Below are 25,667 nucleotides of genomic sequence, written 5' to 3'. Positions count from 1 at the left end.
CTCCGATCATGACCGGTATCGACTCCGTTGCGGCCGCGCTGCTGGCGAGCCGCCTCGACAGCCTGCTGACCGACACCGTATCGGCGCCGGCCGGCGGCGGCGCGACCGCGCAGGTCGGCACGCCGGGCGCCGGCGCGTCGTCCCCGCTGCCGGCCGGCAGCCCGCCCGCCGCGCCGCCGGCTTCCACGCAGACCGCGCTGTCCGATGTCGGACGCGTGCTCGACGCGATCTCGCGCTCGGGCGGCGATGCAACGCCGGCGATCGTCGGTCGGCTCCCGCTGCTCGCCGATCCCGCCGTGCTGCTCACCGATACGCCGGTGCCGGCGCGTGCGCCCGCTGCGCCCGGTCCCGCAGCGTCTTCCACGCCGGCTGCCGATCCTGCGTCGTCCGCCACGGCAGTGCGCGGCGCGGCCGCGCCGCCGCCGGTCGCGACGTTGCGTGCGGCGTTGGCGCAGGCCGTGAGCGAAAGCGGCCTCTTCTACGAATCCCATCTCGCGCAATGGCTGGCCGGCCAGCGTCCGCTCGCGGCGCTGATGCGCGAGCCGCAGGCACGCCTCGCGACCGCGCTCGCGCCGGCCGACCCGGCAGCCGTCCCGCACGAATCGACCGACGTGCTCGACGAACTGCTCGCGCAGCGCCCGCCGCCGCCGGCCGCCGCGCGGGCCAGTGCGCCATCGCCGGCCCCGGGCGGCGCACCGGCGCGCGACTCCGCGCAGGCCGCACCGGCATCGACCCGGGCGGGCGCGTCGTTGCCGCCCGATACCGCCGATCCGCTGGCTGCGCACGCCGATACGCGCTGGCCGCTCGTGCGCGCCGAGCCGGCCGCCGCATCGTCCGATCCGCAGGCGCAGCCGCTCGCGACCGTGCATCCGGCCGCCGTGCCGCTCGTTCGGCAGCAACTCGATGCGCTCGCGACCGACCAGTTTCGCTGGACCGGCGAGGCGTGGCCCGGCGCGCGGCTCGACTGGACGATCGAACCCGACGAGCCGGGCCACCGCGCGCCGCGCGGCGGCGACGACGCCGGCGACGGCATCGCGTGGCGCACGCGCCTCACGTTGACGCTGCCGTCGCTCGGCACGGTCGATGCCGAACTGGTGCTGAACGGCGCGCAGCTCGTCGCCCGGCTGCGCGCGAACCAGACGGGCGCCGACCGTCTCACACGCCACGAAGCGGCGCTGCGGCAGCGGCTCGAAGGCTCGGGGCTCAAGGTGGGCGGGTTGTCGATCCGCGCGGTCGACGACGGGCCGGACGGCTTCGACCTGTTCGCCGCCCAGGCAGCCGCCGCCGCGTATGCGCGCGGCGCGGCCGGCGGCCCCGGCCTGCGGGTGCCGGGCGACGATGACGAGGCGCTGCGATGAGCATGACGTCCCGCAAGCGCGCGGCCGCGCTCGTCTACGACCCGAAAGGCGGCGACGCGGCGCCGCGCGTGGTCGCCAAGGGCTATGGCGTGCTCGCCGAGATGATCGTCGCGCGCGCGCACGATGCGGGGCTGTACGTGCACACGGCGCCGGAGATGGTGTCGCTGCTGATGCAGGTCGATCTCGACGACCGGATTCCGCCGCAGCTCTATCAGGCAGTCGCCGACCTGCTCGCGTGGCTGTACGCGCTCGATCGCACCGAGCCCGCGCCGAACGACGCCGCGCCGCGTTTCCCGTTGCCGCCGTTGCGCTGAACGGCCTCCCGTCGGGCGGCTTCTGACGGATGGCTGTCCGTGGTCAGCGGGATCATTCCGCCGGCATTTTGCGTCTATCGATCGGCATCGCGTCGCAACGCATGCCTTTCTTGCGCGTTCGCGCACGCGCTGAACCTGCCGCTCCGTACGCGCACGGATTGAGCCGCCTTCCGATTTATGTAATGATATCCATTCTCATTTTCATGTTGCCCGGGCGGCGCGCATTCCCTGCGCGCCGCCCGTCGTTTTGAACGAATGGATACCTTCGCGTGAACGCGCCCGAAACGATCGACCCGCCCAAGACGGGCATGCCGCGCGCCGGCGTCACCGTGCTGCACCCGGCGGGCCGCCCGCTGAACGCCGACGAGCTGGCCGCACGCCGTCAGCGCTCGCGCCGCGCGACCTTCATCAAGTGGCTGCGCAAGGTGCACGGCTGGGTCGGGCTGTGGGGCGCGGTGCTCGGGCTGCTGTTCGGCGTGACGGGCGTGGTGCTGAACCACCGCGCGCCGCCGCTGAAGATCTCGACCGGCGAGCCGCAGGTCGAGGAGATGCAGATCGCGCTGCCGGATCCGGTGCCGAAGACGCCCGCCGCGATGACGAAGTGGCTCCAGCAGGAGCTGCATTTCGACGGCAAGCCGGGCCGCATGCGCAAGGAGCCCGCGCAGGCCGTCGCGTGGGGCGACAAGCGCGTGATGCAGCCCGAGCACTGGCAATTCGGCGTGTTCGGGCCGCACCAGAACCTGCAGGGCGAATACTGGGTCGGCAACGGCTACGTGTCGGTGAAGCGCACGGGCAACACGTTCCTGACGACGCTGAACAACCTGCATCGCGGCGTCGGGATGAATCTCGGCTGGGTGCTGCTGATGGATACGATCGCGGGCTCGCTGATCCTGCTGTCGCTGACGGGCGTGCTGCTGTGGACCGAGCTGAACAAGCGCCGCACGGTCGGCGTCGTGCTGGTGGTGGGTTCGGTCGCCGCCGCGCTGGCTGCCGGCCTGACCTGACCTGACCGACGGTCGCGCCGGCCGGGCCAGCGCCCGGCGCACGCGCGGCCGCCCGCCACCGCGGGTCAGAGCCCGCAGGCCGCGCCGCTGTTCGCCGCGATTTCGCGCGCGGCCTTCGCGCCTTCGACCTGCAGGATCGTCGGCAGCGACACGTTGTTCTTCGCGGCGGTGATCTCCGCGAGAATCGAGATCGCGATTTCCGGCGGCGTCCGGCTGCCGATGTAGATGCCCGCCGGCCCGTGCAGACGGGCCAGTTCTCCTTCGCTCAGATCGAATTCGCGCAGCCGCTCGCGCCGCGCCGCGTTGTTGCGTCGCGAGCCGAGCGCGCCCACGTAGAACGCGGGCGTCTTCAGCGCCTCCATCAGCGCGAGATCGTCGAGCTTCGGGTCGTGCGTGAGCGCGATCACGGCCGAACGCGCATCGAGCTTCATGTCCAGCACCGTATCGTCGGGCATCGTATGCACGACGCGCGTGAGCGGCACGTCCCACGCATCCGTGTATTCGTCGCGCGGATCGCATACCGTCACCTGATAGTCGAGCCCGACCGCGATCTGGCACAGATAGCGCGACAACTGGCCGGCGCCGATCACCAGCATCCGGTAGCGCGGCCCGTGGATCGTCACGAGCCGTTCGCCGTCGAACGCGAGCCCGTCGGTCGCCTGCGCGGGCGACAGCGACGCGCGGCCGGTCGCGAGCGTCATCGTGCGCGTGACGAGGCGGCCGGCCTCGACTTCGGCGCACAGCGCGGCGATCCCGCTGTCGCGCGTGAGCGGTTCGAGCACGAGCTGGATCGTGCCGCCGCACGGCAGCCCGAAGCGGTGCGCCTCCTCGGCCGTCACGCCGTACTTGAGCGCTTCCGGCCGCGCATCGGCCGCGATGCCGCTCGCATGCACGCGGGCGATCAGGTCGTCCTCGATGCATCCGCCGGACACGGACCCGACCACCAGGCCGTCCTCGCGCACCGCGAGCATCGCGCCTTCGGGGCGCGGCGACGAGCCCCACGTCTTCACGACCGTCACGAGCAGCACGCGGCGCCCTTCTTCGAGCCAGCGCGCGCTGGATTTCAGTACATCGAGATCGACGCTTTCCATCGTGTTTTCCTGTTGCCGGACGGCGAGCCGCGCGCCGCCGTCGTTCGATGGCGGGATTATGAACCGGCCGGCGCGCGCGTGCAGGCGGCGCGCTGGCCGGCGCCGGCAAATCCGGAGGATCGGGCAAGAGATCGCGACGATCGGACAGTGATCGCGCGCGGGCGGACGGTTCGGGGAAAGGACGCGTGCGGGGCCGCTACGGGCCCCGCGTGCGATTTGTCATGGCGCACCGTGGAAGGCGCGCCATGAACGGCGCTCAGTGCGCGTCGGGATGGCCGTGCGCGAGCTTCGAGTGGTGCCGCGAGTACAGGAAGTAGATCACGAGGCCGATCACGAGCCAGATGCCGAACGCGGCCCACGTGACGGGCTGCAGGTTCAGCATCAGGAACAGGCACGACGCGACCGCGAGGATCGGCACCACGGGCACGCCCGGGCAGCGGAACGCGCGCGGCAGCTCGGGGTGCGTGCGGCGCAGCACGAGCACGGCGATCGACACCATCGAGAACGCCGCGAGCGTGCCGATGTTGATCAGCTCGGCGAGCACGTTGAGCGGCACGAGCGCGGCGATCAGCCCGAAGAACAGGCCGACCAGCCAGGTCGTCAGGAACGGCGTCGCAAAACGCGGATGCACGCGCGACAGCGCAGCCGGCAGCAGCCCGTCGCGCGACATCGCGAAGATCACGCGCGTCTGGCCGTAGCTCATCACGAGGATCACGGTCAGCATGCCGAGCACCGCGCCGAGATCGATGAAGCCCGCGACCCACTTCTCGCCGGCGACCTGCAGCGCGTACGAGATCGGGTGCGAGATGTTCGCGTACTGGGCCGACGGCACGATGCCGGTCGCGACCGCGGCGACCGTCACGTACAGCACCGCGCATACCGCGAGCGACGCGATGATGCCGATCGGCAGATCGCGCTTCGGGTTCTTCACTTCCTCGGCCGCCGACGACACCGCGTCGAAGCCGATGAACGCGAAGAACATCACGGCGGCCGCGCCGAACACGCCGTTCCAGCCGTGCGGCATGAACGGCTTCCAGTTCGCGGGCGTCACGTGGAACAGGCCGACCGCGATCACGAGCAGCACGACCGACACCTTGATGAACACCATGATGTTGTTGATGCGGGTCGATTCGCGGACGCCGATCGACAGCAGCGTCGTGATCACGATCATCACGAGGAACGCGGGCAGGTTGAACCACGTGGCGACGCCGGGCACCGCGCCGGGCGCGGCCGTCAGCACGGTAGGCAGCGACAGCCCGAAGCCCTGCAGCAGCGATTGCAGGTAGCCCGACCAGCCGACCGACACGGCCGACGACGCGAGGCCGTACTCGAGCATCAGGTCCCAGCCGATGATCCACGCGACGAGCTCGCCGAGCGTCGCGTACGAATACGTGTAGATCGAGCCGGCGACGGGGATCGACGACGCGAACTCCGCATACGACAAGGCGGCCAAGCCGCACGCGATCGCGGCGATCACGAACGACAGCATCAGGGCGGGGCCGGCCTGGACGGCGCCGGTGCCGGTCAGCACGAAAATGCCGGTGCCGATGATCGCGCCGATGCCGAGGAACGTGAGGTCGATCGCGCCGAGCGCTTTCTTGAGCCCGGCGGCTTGCGCGCCGGCGATCATGCGATCGACGTTTTTCTTGCGGAAGAGAGACATTGCGGATGAATCGCCAGCACGCGCAGGCACGGCGCGCCGACTGAGTGAAAACCGATAATTTTAGCTGATTTGGCGTGCAAGCCCCGTTGCGGTGCAGCGGCGCGCCGCGGAATCGTCCGAAAAAACAAGCGTTTGCGCGCGACACGGGCGCGCTCGGGCGCCGCGCGGCGTTCGCCGCGTCGCCGGATCGGACGAATTCGGGGCCGGCCGGGCAATCAGGCGCCGGCCGTGGGCGCCATGTCGACGAGCCGGTTGCTCATCACGTAGAACGTGAGTTCCGCGTTGTTCGACAGCCGCATCTTCTCGAGCAGCCGCGACCGGTACACGCTGACCGTCTTCACCGACAGCGACAGCGTGTTCGCGATATCGGTGAGCCGCTTGCCCGACGCGAGCATGCAGAGCGTCTGGTATTCGCGATCGGACAGCTTCTCGTGCGGCAGCGGCTCGTTCTCGAACGACACGTATTCGGCGAGCGCCTCGGCCATCGCGGGGCTCACGTACTTGCGGCCGGCCGCGACCTGCTGGATCGCGCCGATCATCTGCGCGGCGTTGACCGTCTTCGACAGGTAGCCGGACGCGCCGGCCTTCAGCGCACGCACCGCGTACTGATCCTCGCGGTACATCGAGAACATCAGCACCGGCGTGCGCGTCAGCTTGCGCTTGAGGCGCTTGAGCACCTCGATGCCGTTCGTGTCGGGCAGCGAGATGTCGAGCAGGATCACGTCGAATTCCTGCTTGTCGACGGCGGCCATCGCGTCGCCGCCGTTTTCGGCCTCGGTCACGTCGCGCGCGACGCCGCGGTCGATCAGCAACTGGCGGATCCCTTGCCGGACGATCGCGTGATCGTCCACGAGCAGGATGTTCAGGCTCATCGCGACCTCACGAAAGCGACGTGCGGCGTGCCGCGGCAGGCACCGCGAGCAGCGAATCCCACGCGAAGCGTGCGGTGACGCGCGTGCCGCGGCCGGTGGCCGGCGTGGCCGCCTCGAAGCTGCCGCCGAACGCCTCGCAGCGGGCGCGCATGCCGGCCAGGCCGTAGCCGCTGCGGCGGTGCCGGGCGAAACCGGTCCCATCGTCGGCGACACTGAGCGACAGGTGCGTGCCGTCGGTGGCGATCCGGACGTCGACCGACGTCGCGCGGGCGTGTTTCGCGACGTTCGACAGCGCTTCCTGCGCGACGCGGAACACCGCGAGCGCGCTCGCGCCGGCGAGCTGCGTCAGGCGGGCGTCGGCCGCGCATACGAAGCTCGTGCGCAGGCCCGTGCGTGCCGCATGGGTATCGATCCACGACGCCAGCGCGCCGACCATGCCGGCGTCCAGCGCCGGCGTGTCGCGCTCGTCGATGAGCCGGCGATTCGCGTCGGTCGCGGCGTCGAGCGCCTGCTGCGCCAGCGCCAGCGCGCGCAGGCAGCCTTCCGGCGCATCGGCCGGCAGCCACGTTTGAACGTTTGCGAGCGCGAAGCGGGCGGCGGTCAATTCGGCGCCGAGCCCGTCGTGCAGCTCGCTGGCCAGATGGCGGCGGGCCGCTTCGTCGGCGGCGAGAAGCTGGGCGGAAAGTGCCGCGATCCGTGCGGCGGACGCGTCGCGTTTCGACGCGGCGTCGGCCACCGGCGGAGTAGCAGCGCAGCCAGGCATGCGCTGCCGCGACGGGAACGGGGCGTGGGCGCCCGAGGGCGCGTTAAGCGACGTATCCATGACTCTCCCTGCTGTCAGAAAGCGGTTCAGACACCGGCTGGCTGCGTGGGCTGGCTGCCGTTTCGATGACGGTCGCCGCCGGAGAATCGCTCCATGCCGAGGTAACAAAAGTTACGTCTTGTAACACTTGCATCCGACCCTTTCAAGCTCATCCAAACGGCAACCACGCGCGCCGAATAATATCTCAAAAATTCTGAAAAGGTCATGTCGGGCGGACATTTAAGGGTAAATGTGAATAATCGGAATGAAGGTGTTGTAGGAAAAACACTGACACCCGAGCGCCCGGGGATGACGTATCAAAATGTAACTATTTGAGATGGAATGGTCCCAGTTTGTTACGAATTCGCCAAGTCCGGACGAAAAAAAACCGGAGCTTTTGCTCCGGTTGTTGATGACGCGCAACGAGGGCCCGTTATTGGCGGGAACAAGCCCCCAAGGGATCGATCAGTCCACGAACGCGCGCTCGATCACGTAATGACCCGGTGCGCTGTTCTTGCCTTCGACGAGGCCGGCCTGCTTCAGCAGCTCGGTCGTGTCCTTCAGCATCGCGGTGCTGCCGCACAGCATCACGCGGTCGTTTTCCGGCGAGAACGCCGGCACGCCGAGGTCCGTGAACAGCTTGCCCGTCGCGATCAGGTCGGTGATCCGGCCCTCGTTGTCGAACGCTTCGCGCGTGACCGTCGGGTAGTAGACGAGCTTTTCCTTGATGATGTCGCCCAGGTACTCGTGGCCCGGCAGGTCGTGCTTGATGTAGTCCATGTACGCGAGCTCGCCCTTCAGGCGGCACGTGTGGGTCAGGATCACCTTGTCGAAGCGGTCGTAGATGTCCGGGTCGCGGATGATCGACATGAACGGCGCGAGGCCCGTGCCCGTCGACAGCATCCACAGCGTCTTGCCCGGCAGCAGGTTGTCGGCGACCAGCGTGCCCGTCGGCTTCTTGCCGATCAGCACCGTGTCGCCCACCTTCAGGTGTTGCAGGCGCGACGTCAGCGGGCCGTCCTGCACCTTGATGCTGAAGAATTCGAGATGCTCTTCGTAGTTCGGGCTGACGATCGAGTAGGCGCGCGCGAGCGGCTTGCCGTCGACTTCGAGGCCGACCATCGTGAATTCGCCGTTGTTGAAGCGCAGGCTCGCCTCACGGGTGCAGGTGAAGCTGAAAAGCGTGTCGGTCCAGTGATGGACGGATTGGACGGTGGCGGTGTCGTATTTGCTCATGGCTTTGAAAACGGACGCGCGTGGCGAACGCGTGTAACGGGCCCAAAAAATGGGCAAAAACCGAGTGCGACGGCCCGATCGCGGATCGGCCGGCTGGCGCGTCGGACACGCGCCTTCTCGATGACAGACGTTTGAGGAACTCGTTATTTTACCCTGTCGACGCGGATCGCGGGCTTGACCCGCGTGGCTGCGCGGATTTGGCGCAACATATCCTTTCAACATGCTTTCGGTGGTCGGCCGCGTGATTCGCGGCCCATGCGGCGCGCTCCGGCGGCGCCGTGACCGGGCCGCGGCCGGCGGCGCGCGTTACCGCGGATCGAGGCGCAGGCGCGCGATGTACGGCAGGTGGTCCGACAGCCACGCGGCTTCGCCGGACGGCGCGCGCCATTCGAGCGGCGTCAGGCCGCGCACGAACATCTTGTCGAGCGCGAGTGCCGGCGAGAACGCGGGGAACGTGCGGCCCGATTCGCCGAGCAGCGTCGCGACCTCGGACAGCCCGATCTCGCCGAACAGCGCGACCGAATCGTTGCGCCAGTCGTTGAAGTCGCCGGCGAGCATCAACGGGTCGTCGCCCGCGTTGCGCTCGATCCAGTGCGCGATCCAGTGCATCTGGCGCAGCCGCGCGGCGCGCGTGAGCGCGAGGTGCGCGCACAGCAGCGTCACCGGGCGCGCGCCGGCGAGCGTCGCGCGCGCGACCAGCAGCCCGCGCCGCTCGAAGCGGTGCGCGGAGATGTCCCAGCGGCCGCCGAGGTCGAGCGGATGCGGCGACAGGATCGCGTTGCCGTGCCGCCACGACGGCTTGAACACGTTCGGCCCGAGCGCGATCTGCCAGTCGAGCGCCTGCGCGATCTCGGTGGCCTGGCAATGCCACACGTCGTCGACCGTGTCGTCCATTGGCGCGCCGAAGCCCGGTGCGAGCATCGGGCGCGGCATGCGGCGCGCCATCGCTTCCTGCAGGAAATACACGTCGGCGTGGGTCGACTGCATCCAGTCGCGCATCGCGTTCCACGCGGTGAAGCCGAGCGGCGAGCGCCCTTTGTGCAGGTTCCAGCTGACGGCGGTGATTTCGTCGGGCGCGGCGTGCGGCTCGGCGAACGGCAAGGAGAGGGCGTCGGCGGACATGACGTTCAATCCTTCGCGACGTGCGCACGCACGCGGTACACGAGATGCGGATGCTGCTCGACGAGCGTCCAGTCGGTCCACGCGTCGCCGCCGACCGCCAGGCCGGGGTGGCTCGCGACGATTTGCCGCGGCGACGCCGGCACGCACGGATCGCCGCGCGTCGCGTTTTCGTCGTCGAGCGTTTCCTGCACGTCGAGCCCGAGCGACACGGTATTCGCGCCGGCGTCGACGGCGAGCGGCGCGACCGTCACCGAGCGCGCGCGCTCGGTCGGCACGACGCGCGCGGCTGTGCCGCAGCCGACCGGCACGGACGACGGATAGCGATGGGTATCGGTGCGGGACTGGCCCACGGTGGTGTTTTGCTGGAACGTGTCGATCGTCTGACCGTCGCGCACCACCTGGATTTCCCATGCGACGACGGCCGGCGCGGGGCTCTGCGCATGGGCGGCGAGCACGACGCTCGCAAGCAGGACGGCCAGGCCGTGTTTCAGCATGAAACGTCTCCGGAAACGCGGGATAGCGGGGAACGGACGCCCATCTTACGCCCGATCGATTTCGGTCGCGATGTGACGGGACGTGCCGCGACAGGTTCGCAGCACGATGCGGTCCTGCTCGACAGGTAGGGCCGCGTCATGCGTTTTCAAGCGAAAAAACGCGTGAACTCGGCGACGCTCGCGCGCTCGGTGACGAGGCGGTTCTCGATCGCGTCGGGATCCGCATGGCCGAGCGACATCCCGCAGACGAGCAGCTCGTTGGCGGGGATGTCGAGATGTTTGGCGACGATCCGGTGAAACGGCACGAATGCGGCCTGCGGGCACGTATCGAGGCCGCGGGCGCGCGCGGCCGTCATCACGCCTTGCAGGAACATCCCGCAGTCGAGCCATGCGCCGTGGGTCATGACCCGGTCCAGCGTGAAGAACAGCGCGACCGGCGCATCGAAGAAACGGAAATTGCGCGCGTGCTGCGCGTGCATGCGCGCCTTCTCGTCGCGGCGGATGTTCAACAGGCCGTACAGGTCCCAGCCGACCTTGCGGCGCCGGTCGATATACGGCGACACCCATTCGCGCGGGTAGTAGTCGTATTCGGCGACGTATTTCTCGTCGCGCGCCGGATCGTCGTAGGCCGCGGTGAGCGCGGCGGCGAGCGCGTCGCGCGTGGCGCCCGTCGCGACGTACACGCGCCACGGCTGGATGTTGGTGCCGGACGGCGCGCGGCTCGCGGCTTCGAGGATCGCCTCGATCGTGTCGCGCGGCACCGGCGTCGGCAGGAACGCGCGGACCGCGCGACGCGACTTGAGCGCGGCGTCGACGGCATCGACGGAACGGATCGCGTCGGAATCGACGCGCGGCGAAGCGGGGGGGACGGGCATCGGCATACCTTCGGGCGGCGAGGCGTCAGGCGAAGTGCGGGGCGGTGTGCGAGCGGCGCGCGGGCGCGATCGGCGAGCCCGCCGCGAGCGTCGTGAACGTTCGATCATACGCCGCGGCGCCCGGCCGTGCAGCGTGCGCGCGCTGTTAGCAGCAGACTCCCCCGGCTGCTTGCTTGCACGGCGATGCGGGATCGTTACACTGAAATCGTAAGGGTCTGATGAGTGTATGACGGCAAGTGCAGCGAGGTGGGTATGACGACGGCGATGGTGAAACAGGAACTGGCGGTGGCGTCCTTCAGCACGGTGTACGACCTCGAGCAGGTCGAGACGGCGCTGAGCGACCTGAACGAGAGCGCGAGCGACGCACTGCGCTCGACCTACGAGCGGATGCTCAAGACGGGGAATCTGCGCTTCTGCGTGAAGCCGAACCGGATGCCGTCGTTCGACGCGCTCGGCGAAGCGTTGCCGAATTTCGGCGAGCCGCTCGACGACGTGCGCAAGCAGATCGCACTGTGTCTCGAAACGGAGGATCGGCTCGAACTGATGCCGATCCTGCTGCTCGGGCCGCCCGGGATCGGCAAGACGCATTTCGCGAAGGCGCTCGCGCAGTTGCTCGGCACCGCGTACCACTACGTGCCGATGAGTTCGCTGACGGCCGGCTGGATCCTGTCGGGCGCGTCGTCGCAATGGAAGAACGCGAAGCCCGGCAAGGTATTCGACGCGCTCGTGAACGGCAGCTACGCGAACCCGGTGATCGCGGTCGACGAGATCGACAAGGCCGGCAGCGATGCGCAATACGATCCGCTCGGCGCGTTGTATGCGTTGCTCGAGCACGACACCGCGCGCGCGTTCGTCGACGAATTCGCGGAAGTGCCGATCAACGCGGGCAACGTGATCTGGATCGCGACCGCGAACGACGCGCAGGCGATTCCGGAGCCGCTGCTCAACCGGATGAACGTGTACGAGATCGCGGCGCCCGACGCGGCCGGCGCGCGCCGCATCGCGCAGACGATCTACGACGAGATCCGCACGTCGCATGCGTGGGGGCGGCGTTTCCCCGAGACGCTCGGCGACGATGCGCTCGACGTGCTGGCCGCGACGCCGCCGCGCACGATGCGCCGCGCGCTGCTGCACGCGTTCGGCGCCGCGCGGCTCGACGGCCGCGACGCGATCGGGCCGGCCGACATCCGCGCCGACGAAGGCGCGGCGAAGCGCCGGCCGATCGGCTTCTGACGCTGCCCCGCGCGGTCCGGCTGCGGCGCGCGCGCGGGGTGTTCGTTGCGCGCCCGGCCGCATCGTTGTTCGCACCGTCGCGACACGATGCGCACGCGTTCGGCAAGCGGGCGAACCGGGACGTACAATTCTTCTCTCTCCCTTCGACGCGCGGGCAGCGCGAAAAGCCATGGAGCAGACGGATTGTGTCGTGATCGGCGCGGGTGTCGTCGGTCTGGCGATTGCGCGCGAGCTGGCCGCGCGCGGGCGTGAAACGATCGTGCTCGAGGCGGCCGACGCGATCGGCACGGGCACGAGTTCGCGCAACAGCGAGGTGATTCACGCGGGGCTCTACTATCCGCGCGGGTCGCTGAAGGCGACGTCGTGCGTGCACGGGCGCGACCTGCTGTACGAATTCTGCGACACGCATCACGTGCCGCACCGGCGCACCGGCAAGCTGCTGGTCGCGACGAGCGCCGCGCAAGTGAAGCAGTTGAAGGCGATCGGCGCGCGCGCGGCCGAAAACGGCGTGCTCGACCTGCTGCCGCTCACGCGCGCCGAAGCGCAGACGCTCGAGCCCGCGCTCGAATGCGTGGAGGCGCTGTTCTCGCCGTCGACCGGCATCGTCGACAGCCACCAGCTGATGCTCGCGCTACTCGGCGATGCCGAACGCGACGGCGCCGTGTGCGCGCTGCAATCTCCGGTCGAGTCGATCGACGTGCTGCGCGGCGGGCGCTTCATCGTGCGCACCGGCGGCGCCGCGCCGACCGAGATCGACGCGTCGTGCGTGATCAACAGCGCGGGGCTCGGCGCGCAGGCGCTCGCGCACCGCACGCGCGGCCTCGATCCGCGCTGGGTGCCGCCGCTCTATCTCGCGCGCGGCAATTATTTCAGTCTGTCGGGCCGTGCGCCGTTCTCGCACCTGATCTACCCGATGCCCGATCGTGCGGGGCTCGGCGTGCACCTGACGTTCGATCTCGGCGGGCAGGCGCGCTTCGGCCCGGACGTCGAGTGGTGCGATGCGCTGCGCTACGAAGTCGATCCGGCGCGCGCGGGCGCGTTCTACGCGTCGATCCGCGCATTCTGGCCGGGCCTCCCCGACGACGCGCTGCAGCCGGCGTACGCGGGCATCCGGCCGAAGGTCGCGGGGCCCGGCGAGCCGCCGGCCGACTTCATCGTGCAGGGCGCCGCGCAGCACGGCGTGCGCGGGCTCGTGAACCTGTTCGGCATCGAGTCGCCGGGGCTCACCGCGTCGCTCGCGCTCGCGCAGCGGGTGGGCGACATGGTGTCGCGCGCGTGACGCACGGCCCGCCGCCGTGCGGGCCGGCCGGATGGAACCCGTGTGAAATCCCTTATCTCCGGCATTTCGGCGCGCACATTTATTCGCTTGAGCGTTATTCTGTTGGACGCCGTCGCCAGAACGGCTTTCAAACCGATAACGTTGGAGCGAGTCCCCCATGAAAACATCCCGTCGGAGTTTCCTGATTACGAGCATTGGCGCGGTGTCCGCGCTGGCGCTGTCGCGCGAAGCGCTGGCCGATGCGCCGATGCTGTCGGAAACCGATCCGACCGCGGTGGCGCTCGGCTACAAGGCCGATGCCACGAAGGTCGACAAGACGAAGTACCCGAAATACGCAGCGGGCCAGGATTGCGCGGCCTGCATGCTGTACCAGGGCAAGAAGGGCTCGGCTTCGGGCCCGTGCGGCGCGTTCCCCGGCAAGCAGGTGTCGGCGAAGGGCTGGTGCAGCGCTTTCTCGAAGATGGGTTGAGGCCCGTGCGGCATCGTGCGATGCCGCAATGCGGCGAAAACCGCAACACGCTCGCTGTCGTTCGATGGCGGGCGTTTTTTTATGCTTGAAAACGGTTCCGTCGCTTTCTACACTCGCTGCACACCAGCGCGCCGCGGTACCCCGCGCGCCGAACCGCCCGATACGGCGAATCCACGAGGACGAGGCACGCATGGCGACGATTGCGAATTCAACGAAAACGGCCCGGCCCGAGCGCGCGCTGAACCGGCGCGCCGTCGTGGCCGCCGTGATCGGCAATGCGCTCGAGTGGTACGACTTCACGGTGTTCGGCTTCATGACGGTCGTGATCGCCGAGCTGTTCTTTCCCACCTCCAGCGAATACTCGTCGCTGCTGCTGACCACCGCGACGTTCGGCGTCGCGTTCTTCATGCGCCCGATCGGCGGGATCGTGTTCGGGCTGTACGCGGACCGTGCGGGCCGCAAGGCCGCGCTGTCGCTCGTGATCCTGCTGATGACGGCCGGCATCTTCCTGCTCGCGATCGCGCCGCCCTATGCGGCGATCGGCATCGGCGGCCCGCTGCTGATCGTGCTCGGCCGCCTGCTGCAGGGCTTCTCCGCGGGCGGCGAATTCGGCAGCGCGACGGCGCTGCTGATCGAAGCGGCGCCATTCTCGAAACGCGGTTTCTATGGCAGCTGGCAGATGGCGAGCCAGGCGGGCGCACTGCTGATCGGCGCGCTCGTCGGCGCGGCCGTCACGCGCGGGCTGTCGCACGACGCGCTGCGCAGCTGGGGCTGGCGCGTGCCGTTCGTCCTCGGGCTCGTGATCGGCCCGATCGGCTTCTACATCCGCCGTCATCTCGCGGATTCCGAAGCATTCCTGCATGCGCAGCAGAGCGCGCGCCGCGCGACGCTCGGCGAAGTGTTCACGCGCCATCCGCGCGAGGTGCTGTGCGGGCTCGGCTCGGTGATCGCGCTCACCGTGACGATCTACGTGCTGATCAGCTATCTGCCGACCTTTGCGGTGAAGCAGCTGAAGCTGCCCTATGCGGAATCGTTCTACGCGGTGATCGTCGGCAACCTGCTGCTGATGGTGCTGTCGCCGGTCGCGGGCGCGTGGTCGGATCGCATCGGCCGCAAGGGGCTGTCGCTGTGGTCGCTCGTGCTGACGCTCGCGCTGATGTATCCGCTGTTCGCGTGGCTCGACGCGGCGCCGAGCATCGGGCGGCTGATTGCGGTGCAGGCCGTGCTGTCGGTGACGCTCGCGGGCTACTACGGGCCGTTCGGCGCGATGATCGCCGAGCTGTTCCCGGCCAACGTGCGCTCGACCGGGCTGTCGATCGCGTACAACGTCGCGGTGATGCTGTTCGGCGGCTTCGGCCAGTTCATCGTCACGTGGCTGATCAAGGTGACCGGCACGCCGCTCGCGCCGACCTACTACGTGATGGCGGGAATCGCGCTGTCGATCGTCGCGGTCGCGTTCGTGCCCGCGCGCAACGCCGACCTCGACGCGCCGGCGTGACGGCATGACGATTTGAAGACGGTCATCGAATCGTTTCGCAAAACGCAATGATGTGCTGCGCAACGCGGGGAAACGGTGCGGCGCCCGTTCGTGTTCGCACTCGAATTGTTTAGTCGTCGAACGAAACATGCGCGAAATGCACGAAATTGTCGCTCGCGCGCGTTGTCGCATTTTTTACCCCCACTAAAAATCGGCAAAAACCCGGCGGGCATCTAGAAGAGTTTTTTCTCCAGCTTGTTGCCGCATCGTTAGCTCAAGTAATATCCGCGTACGCCGGACCCTGGCGGGACCGGTTCCGATCTGGAGACCTGGAGGAAACATGGAATACAACCGTCTGTTGCACACCCTGCGTGTTACCGCCATGGCAGGCGTGGCAGCGGCATCGCTCGGCGTCGCGGGCTCTGCATTCGCACAGATCCCGAACAAAACGCTCGTCTACTGCTCAGAAGGCAGCCCGGCGGGTTTCGATTCCGCGCAATTTACGACCGGCGTCGATTTCACCGCCGCCACGTTCACCGTCTACAACCGCCTCGTCGAATTCGAGCGCGGCGGCACGAAGGTCGAGCCCGGCCTCGCCGAGAAGTGGGACGTGTCGTCCGACGGCAAGGTGTACACGTTCCACCTGCGCCACGGCGTGAAGTTCCACACGACCGACTTCTTCAAGCCGACGCGTGAATTCAACGCGGACGACGTGCTGTTCTCGTTCCAGCGCATGCTCGACCCGAACAATGCGTTCCGCAAGGCGTACCCGGTGTCGTTCCCGTACTTCACCGACATGGGCCTCGACAAGCTGATCACGAAGATCGAGAAGGTCGATCCGTACACCGTGAAGTTCACGCTGGCCGAGCCGAACGCGCCGTTCATCCAGAACATGGCGATGGAATTCGCGTCGATCCTGTCGGCCGAATACGGCGACCAGCTGATGAAGGCCGGCAAGGCCGCCGACATCAACCAGAAGCCGGTCGGCACGGGCCCGTTCATCTTCCGCAGCTACACGAAGGATGCGACGATCCGCTTCGACGGCAATCCTGACTACTGGAAGAAGGGCGAAGTGAAGCTGTCGAAGCTGATCTTCTCGATCACGCCGGATCCGGGCGTGCGCGTGCAGAAGATCAAGCGCAACGAATGCCAGGTGATGAGCTATCCGCGCCCGGCCGACATCGCGACGCTGAAGGCCGATTCGAACGTCGACATGCCGTCGCAGGCCGGCTTCAACCTCGGCTACCTCGCGTACAACGTCGAGCACAAGCCGGTCGACAAGCTCGAAGTGCGTCAGGCGCTCGACATGGCGATCAACAAGAAGGCGATCCTGGAATCCGTCTACCAGGGCGCCGGCCAGGCCGCGAACGCGCCGATGCCGCCGACCCAATGGTCGTACGACAAGAACCTGAAGCTGCCGGCCTACGACACCGCGAAGGCGAAGGCGCTGCTCGCGAAGGCAGGCTTCCCGAACGGTTTCGAGATCACGCTGTGGGCGATGCCCGTGCAGCGCGCGTACAACCCGAACGCGCGCCTGATGGCCGAGATGATCCAGGCCGACTGGGCGAAGATCGGCGTGAAGGCGAAGATCGTCACGTATGAATGGGGCGAGTACATCAAGCGCGCGCACTCGGGCGAGCAGGACACGATGCTGATCGGCTGGACGGGCGACAACGGCGACCCCGACAACTGGCTCGGCACGCTGCTCGGCTGCGAGGCGATCAAGGGCAACAACTTCTCGCACTGGTGCTACAAGCCGTTCGACGAGCTGGTCCAGAAGGGCCGCACGACGACGGGCCAGGACGCGCGCACGAAGCTCTACACGCAGGCGCAGCAGATCTTCGCGCAACAGCTGCCGTTCTCGCCGATCGCGAACTCGACCGTCTACCAGCCGGTGCGCAAGAACGTGGTCGACATGCGGATCGAACCGCTCGGCTATGCGCGTTTCGACGGTGTCAGCGTGAAGTAACCGGGCTGGCGTAAGCTGTCGTCATTGAGAAAACCGGCTTGAAATCATCCGGCGGCGAGGGGCCAAAAGCCCTTCGTCGCCGGTCGCACATTTCCCACAAGAAAATACGAGACGCATCATGTTCAGATTCGTGTTGCGCCGCGTGGGGATGGTGATCCCGACTTTCATCGGCATCACCGTCCTGGCGTTTGCGCTGATTCACCTGATACCGGGCGACCCCATCGAAGTGATGATGGGCGAGCGCGGCGTCGATCCCGCGATGCACGCGGAGGCGATGAAACGCCTCGGGCTCGACCAGCCGCTGCCCCTGCAGTACATCCACTACATCGGCCGGGCGCTGCATGGCGACCTCGGCATGTCGATCATCACCAACACGAGCGTCGCGGGCGAGTTCTTCGCGCGCTTCCCGGCGACCGTCGAACTGTCGCTGTGCGCGCTCGTGTTCGCGCTCGTGGTCGGGCTGCCGGCCGGCGTGATCGCCGCGCTGCGGCGCGGCTCGGTCGTCGATCACGGCGTGATGGGCACCGCGCTCACCGGCTATTCGATGCCGATCTTCTGGTGGGGGCTGATCCTCATCATGGTGTTCTCGTCGTATCTGGGCTGGACGCCCGTGTCGGGGCGCATCGCGGTCGAATACGATTTCCCGCACCCGACCGGCTTCATGCTGATCGACGCGCTGCTCGCACCGGACGAAGGCTCGTTCAAGTCGGCGGTGAGCCACCTGATCCTGCCCGCGATCGTGCTCGGCACGATCCCGCTCGCGGTGATCGCGCGGATGACGCGCTCGTCGATGCTCGAGGTGCTGCGCGAGGACTACATCCGCACCGCCCGCGCGAAAGGGCTGTCGCCCGTGCGCGTGGTCGTCGTGCATGCGCTGCGCAATGCGCTGATCCCGGTCGTCACCGTGATCGGCCTGCAGATCGGCACGCTGCTTGCTGGCGCCGTGCTGACCGAGACGCTCTTTTCGTGGCCCGGCGTCGGCAAGTGGCTGATCGATGCGATCGGCCGCCGCGACTATCCGGTCGTCCAGGGCGGCATCCTGTTGATCGCGACGCTCGTGATCGTCGTGAACCTGGTCGTCGACCTGCTGTACGGCGTGCTGAATCCGCGCATCCGCCACACGAGGTAATTCCATGAGCAATCTGCAAAATACCCTGCCGACCGAATCCGCGCCGGCCGGCGGCCGTGCGCTTGCGCTACGCGAGTTCTGGGCCAACTTCTCGCGCAACCGCGGCGCCGTCGGCGCGGGCATCGTCGTGATCGTGCTGATCGCAGTCGCGCTGCTCGCGCCGCTGATCGCGCCGCACAGCCCGGTCGAGCAATACCGCGACTACGTGAAGATTCCGCCCGCGTGGCTCGCCGGCGGCAACTGGCAATTCGTCCTCGGCACCGACGAAGCGGGCCGCGACATCCTTTCGCGGCTGATGTTCGGCGCGCGGATGTCGTTCTGGATCGGCTTCGTGTCGGTCGTGCTCGCGCTGATCCCCGGCATCGTGCTCGGGCTCGTCGCCGCGTTCTTCCAGAAGTGGGCGGACACGCCGGTGATGCGCATCATGGACGTGCTGCTCGCGCTGCCGTCGCTGCTGCTCGCGGTCGCGGTCGTCGCGATCATCGGCCCGGGCCTCACCAACACGATGTTCGCGATCGCGATCGTCGCGCTGCCGGCCTACGTGCGTCTCACGCGCGCATCGGCGCTCGGCGAGCTGCAGAAGGAATACGTGACCGCGTCGCGCGTGGCCGGCGCCGGCACGCTGCGCCTGATGTTCTCGCAGGTGTTGCCGAACTGCACGGCGCCGCTGATCGTGCAGGCGACGCTCGGCTTCTCGTCGGCGATCCTCGACGCGGCCGCGCTCGGCTTCCTCGGCCTCGGCGTGCAACCGCCGACCGCCGAGTGGGGCGCGATGCTCGCTTCCGCGCGCGACTACATCGACAACGCATGGTGGATCGTGACGATGCCCGGCCTGTCGATCCTGATTTCGGTGCTCGCGATCAACCTGCTCGGCGACGGGCTGCGCGACGCGCTCGATCCCAAACTGAAGCGGATGGCATGACATGAGCGAGAACCTACTGACCATCCGCAATCTCGCGGTGAACTTCAACGGCCTGCCCGCGGTCGACCGGATCAACCTGTCGGTCGCGCCGGGCGAGGTGGTGGGCGTCGTCGGCGAATCGGGCTCGGGCAAGAGCGTGACGATGATGGCGCTGATGGGCCTGATCGACGCGCCCGGCAAGGTGACGGCCGACGAAGTCACGTTCAACGGCGTCGACCTGCTGAAGGCGTCGCCGAAGGCGCGCCGCAAGATCGTCGGCAAGGACATCGCGATGGTGTTCCAGGACGCGCTGACGAGCCTGAACCCGAGCTACACGGTCGGCTACCAGATCAAGGAAGTGCTGAAGCTGCACGAAGGGCTGCGCGGCGACGCGCTGCACCGGCGCGCGCTCGAACTGCTCGACCAGGTCGGCATTCCCGATGCGAAGAACCGCATCGCGTCGTTCCCGCACCAGATGTCGGGCGGGATGAACCAGCGCGTGATGATCGCGATGGCCGTCGCGTGCAACCCGAAGCTGCTGATCGCCGACGAGCCGACCACCGCGCTCGACGTGACGATCCAGGCGCAGATCATGGATCTGCTCGTGAAGCTGCAGAAGGAACGCGGGATGGCGCTCGTGCTGATCTCGCACGATCTGGCCGTGGTGTCGGAGGTCGCGCATCGCGTCGCGGTGATGTACGCGGGCGAGATCATCGAGACGAACCGCGTGCCCGACATCTTCCGCGCGCCGCATCATCCGTACACCGAAGCGCTGCTCGCGGCGATTCCCGAGCACAATCAGGGGGCGCGTCGCCTTGCCGCATTGCCGGGCATGGTGCCGGGCCGCGATGATCGCCCGTCCGGGTGCCTGTTCGCGCCGCGCTGCAAGTACGTCGTCGACGACTGCCGCAAGGCGCGGCCGGCGCTCGACGCGCTGGTGTCGGGCAACGATGCGATGCGCGCGCGCTGCATCAAGCCGCTCAATGTTTCCAACCTCGACCTGACGGCTTTGCATGGGACCGGAGTAAGCGCTAAAGCGCAAACTCCGGTCGACAGGAGTTCACGATGAATGCAGATCAAGAAGTCCGTGCCACGTCGCACGACGAGGAAGCGGTACTGGTGGCCGACGGCCTCGCGAAACACTATTCGGTGAAACGCGGGATGTTCGGGCAGGGCACGGTGAAGGCGCTGAACGGCGTGTCGTTCTCGCTGAAGCGCGGCAAGACGCTCGCCGTCGTCGGCGAGTCGGGCTGCGGGAAGTCGACGCTCGCGCGCCAGCTGACGATGATCGAGACGCCCACCGCGGGCAGCCTCGTGATCGACGGCAAGAACGTCGCCGGCGCGAACCGCGAGACGGTCGCCGACCTGCGCCGCCGCGTGCAGATGGTGTTCCAGAACCCGTTCGCGTCGCTGAACCCGCGCAAGACCGTCGAGCAGACGCTCGCCGAGCCGCTCGAGATCAACGCGAACCTGACGGCCGCCGAGCGCGCCGCGCGCATCGCGCAGATCATGCGCACGGTCGGCCTGCGCCCCGAGCACGCGAAGCGCTATCCGCACATGTTCTCGGGCGGCCAGCGCCAGCGGGTCGCGATCGCGCGCGCGATGATCCTCGATCCGCGCATCGTCGTCGCCGACGAGCCGGTGTCCGCGCTCGACGTGTCGATCCAGGCGCAGATCCTGAACCTGTTCATGGATCTGCAGGAGCAGTTCAAGACGAGCTACGTGTTCATCTCGCACAACCTGTCGGTGGTCGAGCACGTCGCGGACGACGTGATGGTGATGTACTTCGGCAGCGTCGCCGAACTCGGCGACAAGGCGACGATCTACGCCCGGCCGCGTCATCCGTACACGCGGGCGCTGATGTCGGCGACGCCGGCGATCTTCGAGGAAGATCGCCGCGTGCAGATCAAGCTGCAGGGCGAGTTGCCGTCGCCGCTCAATCCGCCGTCGGGCTGCGCGTTCCACCAGCGCTGCCCGTACGCGATCGAGCGGTGCCGCGTCGAGGAGCCGCCATTGCGCGAAGTCGACGGCCGGCGCGTGGCCTGCCACCGCGCCGAGGAGGTCGGGGAGGAGAATGCCTGAAGCGTTGGCGGCGCGCGCGTCCGGCGTGCGCCGTGCGGGAGCCGGCGGCGCGCGCGCGATGCGCGCGTACCGCTGCGCGCGGCGCTGGAGCGTACGTACCGTCACGGGCGCGGCGCTGGCCGGCGCGTGCGTGGCGGCCAGCGTCGTGGTCCCCGTCGAACCGGCGCGCGCCGAAGGGCGCGCGCCGGCGACCTCGCCGATTCATCCGTCGCAGGCGCGGCCGTCCGGCATGAGCCTGCCGGGCTTCCATGCGCCGGCCGTGTCCGATGGCACGGTGTCGCGCGGCACCGTGCGCGTGCAGCCGGCGCGCATGCCGTTCTACGTCGCGACCCGGGGCAAGGTCACGCTCTACGTGCTCGGCACGCTGCACACGGGCGACCCGTCCGATTACCCGAGCGCGCAGCCGTTCCGGCCGCAGATCCTCGCGGCGCTCGCCGCGTCGCCGACGCTCGCGCTCGAGCTGTCGCCCGACGATCTGCTCGAATCGCAGGACGACGTGTCGAAGTACGGCGTGTGCCGCTACCCGTGCCTGCAGCGCCTGCTGCCCGAGCCGCTGTGGCAGCGGCTCGCGGCGCGCCTGCGCGGCAATCCGGCCGCGCTCGCCGAGATCCGCAAGATGCGGCCGTGGCTCGCGGCGCTCGTCGTCGAGACCTACGATTCGCTGTCGGCCGGCCTGCAGACCGAATACGGCACCGAGGCGCAACTGCAGAACGTGTTCCTGAAGCGCAAGGGCGGCCGCGTGATCGGGCTCGAGACGCTCGCCGAACAGATGCGCGCATTCACCGGGCTGACGCTCGCCGAGCAGCGCGAGATGCTCGCGCAGGACATGGTGCAGACGCCTGCGCAGAACGCCGACGACATCAAGGCGCTGCACCGGCTGTGGCGAATTGGCGACGCCGATGCGATCGCCGCGTGGGCCGTCGCGAAGAGCGAGCGGCTCGCGCGTTCGAAGGCGTTGTCGGCGTCGCTCGACAACAAGATCGTGTACGAGCGCAACCGGCGCTTCGTTGCACGGATGACGGCAATCGCCGCGCCGAACCGGCCGCTGTTCGTCGCGATCGGCGCGCTGCATCTGGGCGGCTCGCGCGGCGTGCTCGAATTGTTGCGCCAGCAAGGATACCGGGTCGACGCGAACTGATCGCGCCCGACTGCCCGCACCGATCTTCCCCTGTTTGATCGACGTCGCGCCCCCGCGCGAAGCGCTTGCGCGCGGGCGTCGTTCGATAAGGAAAACCCTCGAATCGTCGGAAAATAGCGTTTAAAACGATTGACATCCCGATCGGCCGATATCTATTCTTCATCCCACAAGTTGAAAAAATGAAAAGAATAGATAAGTTCTACGGGGTAGCAGAAATAAAGCGCGGGGTGAGCGTCGCCGGCACGTGAAGCACGTGCCGGCCGCGGAGAGTCTGCATGCACGGCGGGGCCAATCATCGTCGAACAACACATGCATGCAGGTCGACTTGCACATAAGCGACGTTCCGTCGTCTGACCGGGGAAGGCAGTGATCGGGCGGCGGCGGACGTTTTTTAATCCGGAATATTTTTCCGGTCACCGTCGAAAGACGGTTTCGGGGGGTGAATCGACAGACGGCGAAGCCGCGGCGATTGCGCCAACGGAAAAGCGCCACGAGGGCGCTTTTTTCTTTTGGTGCGACGAAAACGTGCGGCGCGCGCACGCAAGGTGCGGACTGCTTCGTCACGCGTCCTCGTCGGCCTGCACCGTCCCGGGCGCAACCACGTCGACGCCGGCGGCCTCGAGCGCCGCGCGGATCCGCTTCGCGAACGCCAGCGCATGCGGCCCGTCCCCATGCAGGCAGACGGTCTGCGCATTGAGCGGCACCCATTCGCCGCTCAGCGCGCGCACCTGCCGGTTGCGCACCATGTCGAGCGTGCGCGCGAGCACCGCGTCTTCATCGTCGATCAACGCGCCGGGCTGGCTGCGCGGCACCAGCGAGCCGTCCGCGCGGTAGCCGCGATCGGCGAACACTTCCTCCACCGCCGCGAGTCCCGCATGCCGCGCGGCCGCGACGAATACGCTGTTCGCAAGCCCGAACACCGCGAGCGACGGATCGAAGTCGTGGATCGCGGACACCACCGCGTCGGCGATCATCGGGTCGCGCGCGGCCTGGTTGTACAGCGCGCCGTGCGGTTTCACGTGCGCGATGCGCCCGCCCTCGGCCTGCGCGATCGCCGACAGCGCGCCGAGCTGGTACAGCACGCCCGCATAGATGTCGCCCGCCGGCAGCTGCATTTCCTTGCGGCCGAAATTCTCCGGATCGTGAAAGCTCGGGTGCGCGCCGATCGACACGCCTTTCTGCACGGCCCAGCGCACGCAGTCGCGCATCGCATTCGCGCCGCCTGCATGCCAGCCGCATGCGATATTTGCCGACGTGACGAGGTCGAGCAACGCCTCGTCCGATCCGCATCCTTCGCCGAGATCGGCATTCAGATCGATTTCCATGATGTTCCTCGTCCACTGGTTGCGTGGCGCGTCTTTCGCTGCTGCTTCCGCCATTGTCACGCCGCGCGCGATTGGGCGCGGCGGCGCGCTTCCTCGCGCATCTCGATCGCGACGTCGATTTGCCGGAGGTACGCCCGTTCCGCGACGAGCGCGGCGCGCGCGGCGTCGGGCGTCGTGCGCACGAAGCGGATCGGCAGGTTGAGCCGCGCCTGCGCGAGCTTCCACAGGTCGGCGCGGATCACCGTGCCGATCTTCGGGTAGCCGCCGGTGGTCTGCGCGTCGTGCATCAGCACGATCGGCTGGCCATTCGGCGGCACCTGGATCGTGCCGGGCAGCACCGCGTGCGACAGCAGCTCGACCGGCCGCTCGCGCACGAGCTCGGCGCCGGCGAGGCGATAGCCCATCCGGTTGCTGTTCGCGGTGACGAGCCATTCCTCGTCCCAGAACGCTTGCTGCGAATCGGCCGCGAACGACGCGTAGTCGGGGCCCGGCAGCACGCGCACGGGCATCGCCCACGGCGCATGCGCGGGGCGGTGACGGCGCGGCGGCTCGTCGACGCGCACGAACGCGCACCACGCCGGCGCCTTCACGCCGAATTCGGGCGCGTCGGCCGCGAGGCAGCCGGCGCCGGCCGGCGGCGCGCCGACCGGCAGCCGGTCGCCGTCGCGCAGCGTGCGGCCGCCGAGGCCGCCGAAGCGCGACGCGAGATCGGTGCTGCGCGAGCCGAGCATCGGCAGCACGTCGATGCCGCCCGCGATGCACAGGTAGCCGCGCATGCCGCGCTTCGCGGCCGGCAGCACGAGCGTCTGGCCGGCGTCGACCGGCAGGCTCCACCACGAATACACGGGCTTGCCGTCGAGCGTCGCGCCGAACTCGGTGCCGGTGATCGCGATGCGCGTGGCGCGCGTGAAGCGGAACGTGGCGGGGCCGATCGTGATTTCGACGGCCGCCGCGTCGGGGCGGTTGCCGACCAGCCGGTTGCCGACTTCGAGCGCGAGACCGTCGAGCGCGCCGCCTTGCGCGACGCCGAGATGGCGCGTGCCGCGGCGCCCGAGATCCTGCACGGTCGACAGCGGGCCGGCCCGCACGACCTCGACGGTGCCCGGTGCGTTGCTCTGGGTCATCGTGCGTCGACTCCCGCAATGGTGAAGCGTACGCGGTCGCCGGGCAGCAGCAGCGTCGGCTGCGGCCGCGCCGGATCGAACAGCTGCCGCGACGTGCGGCCGATCAGTTGCCAGCCGCCGGGCGACGTGGCCGGGTAGATGCCCGTCTGCGCGCCGCCGATGCCGACCGAGCCGGCCGGCACCTCGAGGCGCGGCGCCGCGCGGCGCGGCGTATGCAGCGACGCGTCGAGGCCGCCCAGATACGCGAAGCCCGGCTGGAATCCGACGAAGAACACGACATAGGCGCCGGCCGCGTGGCGCGCGACGACCTCGTCGGCCGACAGGCCCGTGTGCGCGGCGACGGCGGCCAGGTCGGGGCCGGCGGCCCCGCCGTACTCGACCGGGATCTCGACCTCGCGGCCGTCCGCGTGCTCGACGTCGGCCGTCTCCCACGCATCGCGCAACGCGGGCGTGAGCGAATCGGCCGTTGCGGCGAGCGGGTCGAACACGATGGTCAGGTTGTTCATGCCGGGGACGACGTCGATCACGTCGGGCCACGCGCGCGCGGCCTCCGCCACGGCCCAGACGCGGCGCTGGCAATCGAGCGTGGCGGGCGGCGGCACCTCGCAGACGAGGGCGGCATCGCCGAGCGGATAAATGCGGGGTGGCGTCATCGGACTGGCACGGTTCGGACGGCAATGTTAGCGCACATTGTCAATAAAATATCGACA

The 25,667-nt window shown here is 68.5% G+C and carries 24 protein-coding genes; 13 read left to right on the top strand and 11 right to left on the bottom strand.

Going from position 1 to position 25,667, the window contains the following annotated elements; translation table 11 throughout:
• Positions 1-8 precede the first annotated feature (8 nt).
• From CFB81_RS15765 to CFB81_RS15755, 3 genes are all read left to right on the top strand, one after another.
• Positions 9-1,358 (top strand): flagellar hook-length control protein FliK, encoded by a 1,350-nt coding sequence (locus CFB81_RS15765; RefSeq protein WP_089435753.1) that lies wholly within the window; start codon positions 9-11, stop codon positions 1,356-1,358.
• Positions 1,355-1,672 carry an EscU/YscU/HrcU family type III secretion system export apparatus switch protein gene (locus CFB81_RS15760; protein WP_069620975.1) on the top strand — a complete coding sequence of 106 codons (318 nt, stop codon included), beginning with the start codon at positions 1,355-1,357 and terminating at the stop codon, positions 1,670-1,672. Before CFB81_RS15765 ends, CFB81_RS15760 begins: the two co-directional genes overlap by 4 nt.
• Before the next feature lie 269 nt (positions 1,673-1,941).
• The gene (locus CFB81_RS15755; RefSeq protein ID WP_069620976.1) at positions 1,942-2,676 is read left to right on the top strand and encodes a PepSY-associated TM helix domain-containing protein; all 735 of its coding nucleotides are present in this window, start codon (positions 1,942-1,944) and stop codon (positions 2,674-2,676) included.
• Positions 2,677-2,741: 65 nt separating this feature from the next.
• Here the strand turns inward: CFB81_RS15755 and CFB81_RS15750 are convergent, their stop codons facing one another.
• The 8 genes from CFB81_RS15750 to CFB81_RS15715 form a co-directional block, all read right to left on the bottom strand.
• Positions 2,742-3,767 (bottom strand): XdhC family protein, encoded by a 1,026-nt coding sequence (locus tag CFB81_RS15750; protein ID WP_069620977.1) that lies wholly within the window; start codon positions 3,765-3,767, stop codon positions 2,742-2,744.
• A 256-nt stretch (positions 3,768-4,023) separates the two neighbouring features.
• Entirely contained in the window at positions 4,024-5,430 is a 1,407-nt protein-coding gene (locus tag CFB81_RS15745) for an amino acid permease (RefSeq protein ID WP_069620978.1), read from the bottom strand.
• Positions 5,431-5,645: 215 nt separating this feature from the next.
• Positions 5,646-6,302 carry a response regulator transcription factor RqpR gene (rqpR, locus tag CFB81_RS15740; RefSeq protein ID WP_069620979.1) on the bottom strand — a complete coding sequence of 219 codons (657 nt, stop codon included), beginning with the start codon at positions 6,300-6,302 and terminating at the stop codon, positions 5,646-5,648.
• A 7-nt stretch (positions 6,303-6,309) separates the two neighbouring features.
• Complete coding sequence (rqpS, locus tag CFB81_RS15735) at positions 6,310-7,125, bottom strand: quorum system sensor histidine kinase RqpS (protein ID WP_089435752.1); 816 nt, start codon at positions 7,123-7,125, stop codon at positions 6,310-6,312.
• Positions 7,126-7,569: 444 nt separating this feature from the next.
• Entirely contained in the window at positions 7,570-8,340 is a 771-nt protein-coding gene (locus CFB81_RS15730; RefSeq protein ID WP_050014236.1) for a ferredoxin--NADP reductase, read from the bottom strand.
• A 306-nt stretch (positions 8,341-8,646) separates the two neighbouring features.
• The gene (locus CFB81_RS15725) at positions 8,647-9,462 is read right to left on the bottom strand and encodes an endonuclease/exonuclease/phosphatase family protein (RefSeq protein WP_089435863.1); all 816 of its coding nucleotides are present in this window, start codon (positions 9,460-9,462) and stop codon (positions 8,647-8,649) included.
• 5 nt (positions 9,463-9,467) lie between these two features.
• The gene (locus tag CFB81_RS15720; RefSeq protein ID WP_069620982.1) at positions 9,468-9,956 is read right to left on the bottom strand and encodes a hypothetical protein; all 489 of its coding nucleotides are present in this window, start codon (positions 9,954-9,956) and stop codon (positions 9,468-9,470) included.
• Between the two features lie 146 nt (positions 9,957-10,102).
• The gene (locus CFB81_RS15715; protein ID WP_089435862.1) at positions 10,103-10,831 is read right to left on the bottom strand and encodes a nitroreductase; all 729 of its coding nucleotides are present in this window, start codon (positions 10,829-10,831) and stop codon (positions 10,103-10,105) included.
• A 252-nt stretch (positions 10,832-11,083) separates the two neighbouring features.
• Between CFB81_RS15715 and CFB81_RS15710 the strand changes: the two genes are divergently transcribed.
• From CFB81_RS15710 to CFB81_RS15665, 10 genes are all read left to right on the top strand, one after another.
• The gene (locus CFB81_RS15710; protein WP_069620983.1) at positions 11,084-12,064 is read left to right on the top strand and encodes an AAA family ATPase; all 981 of its coding nucleotides are present in this window, start codon (positions 11,084-11,086) and stop codon (positions 12,062-12,064) included.
• A 169-nt stretch (positions 12,065-12,233) separates the two neighbouring features.
• Entirely contained in the window at positions 12,234-13,343 is a 1,110-nt protein-coding gene (locus CFB81_RS15705; protein WP_089435751.1) for an NAD(P)/FAD-dependent oxidoreductase, read from the top strand.
• Positions 13,344-13,500: 157 nt separating this feature from the next.
• Positions 13,501-13,812: a high-potential iron-sulfur protein gene (locus CFB81_RS15700; protein WP_021163765.1), complete on the top strand. Its 312-nt coding sequence runs from the start codon at positions 13,501-13,503 to the stop codon at positions 13,810-13,812.
• Positions 13,813-14,002: 190 nt separating this feature from the next.
• A complete protein-coding gene (locus tag CFB81_RS15695; RefSeq protein ID WP_069620985.1) occupies positions 14,003-15,310 on the top strand; it encodes an MFS transporter in 1,308 nt (435 codons plus the stop codon).
• Positions 15,311-15,629: 319 nt separating this feature from the next.
• Complete coding sequence (locus CFB81_RS15690) at positions 15,630-17,258, top strand: ABC transporter substrate-binding protein (protein ID WP_069620986.1); 1,629 nt, start codon at positions 15,630-15,632, stop codon at positions 17,256-17,258.
• Between the two features lie 118 nt (positions 17,259-17,376).
• Complete coding sequence (locus CFB81_RS15685; protein ID WP_089435750.1) at positions 17,377-18,387, top strand: ABC transporter permease subunit; 1,011 nt, start codon at positions 17,377-17,379, stop codon at positions 18,385-18,387.
• A gap of 4 nt (positions 18,388-18,391) precedes the next feature.
• Complete coding sequence (locus CFB81_RS15680; RefSeq protein WP_069620988.1) at positions 18,392-19,309, top strand: ABC transporter permease subunit; 918 nt, start codon at positions 18,392-18,394, stop codon at positions 19,307-19,309.
• Position 19,310: 1 nt separating this feature from the next.
• On the top strand, positions 19,311-20,357 hold the full coding sequence (locus tag CFB81_RS15675) for an ABC transporter ATP-binding protein (protein ID WP_069620989.1): 1,047 nt from the start codon (positions 19,311-19,313) through the stop codon (positions 20,355-20,357).
• Entirely contained in the window at positions 20,354-21,370 is a 1,017-nt protein-coding gene (locus CFB81_RS15670) for a peptide ABC transporter ATP-binding protein (RefSeq protein ID WP_069620990.1), read from the top strand. Before CFB81_RS15675 ends, CFB81_RS15670 begins: the two co-directional genes overlap by 4 nt.
• Complete coding sequence (locus tag CFB81_RS15665; RefSeq protein ID WP_069620991.1) at positions 21,363-22,508, top strand: TraB/GumN family protein; 1,146 nt, start codon at positions 21,363-21,365, stop codon at positions 22,506-22,508. Before CFB81_RS15670 ends, CFB81_RS15665 begins: the two co-directional genes overlap by 8 nt.
• 560 nt (positions 22,509-23,068) lie before the next feature.
• Here CFB81_RS15665 and pxpA read toward each other — a convergent pair.
• Genes pxpA through pxpB form a run of 3 tightly spaced genes read right to left on the bottom strand, consistent with a single transcriptional unit; the run spans position 23,069 to position 25,610 of the window.
• Positions 23,069-23,833, bottom strand: a complete 765-nt coding sequence (gene pxpA / locus CFB81_RS15660) for a 5-oxoprolinase subunit PxpA (RefSeq protein ID WP_089435861.1) — start codon at positions 23,831-23,833, stop codon at positions 23,069-23,071.
• A gap of 56 nt (positions 23,834-23,889) precedes the next feature.
• On the bottom strand, positions 23,890-24,957 hold the full coding sequence (locus CFB81_RS15655; RefSeq protein ID WP_069620993.1) for a biotin-dependent carboxyltransferase family protein: 1,068 nt from the start codon (positions 24,955-24,957) through the stop codon (positions 23,890-23,892).
• Positions 24,954-25,610: a 5-oxoprolinase subunit PxpB gene (gene pxpB / locus CFB81_RS15650; protein ID WP_089435749.1), complete on the bottom strand. Its 657-nt coding sequence runs from the start codon at positions 25,608-25,610 to the stop codon at positions 24,954-24,956. The genes CFB81_RS15655 and pxpB overlap by 4 nt, the downstream gene beginning before the upstream one ends.
• Positions 25,611-25,667 lie beyond the last annotated feature (57 nt).

The sequence above is a fragment of the Burkholderia sp. AU28863 genome, from assembly GCF_002223195.1.
GTDB lineage: Bacteria > Pseudomonadota > Gammaproteobacteria > Burkholderiales > Burkholderiaceae > Burkholderia > Burkholderia sola.
This window is presented reverse-complemented; position numbering and strand designations above follow the sequence as displayed.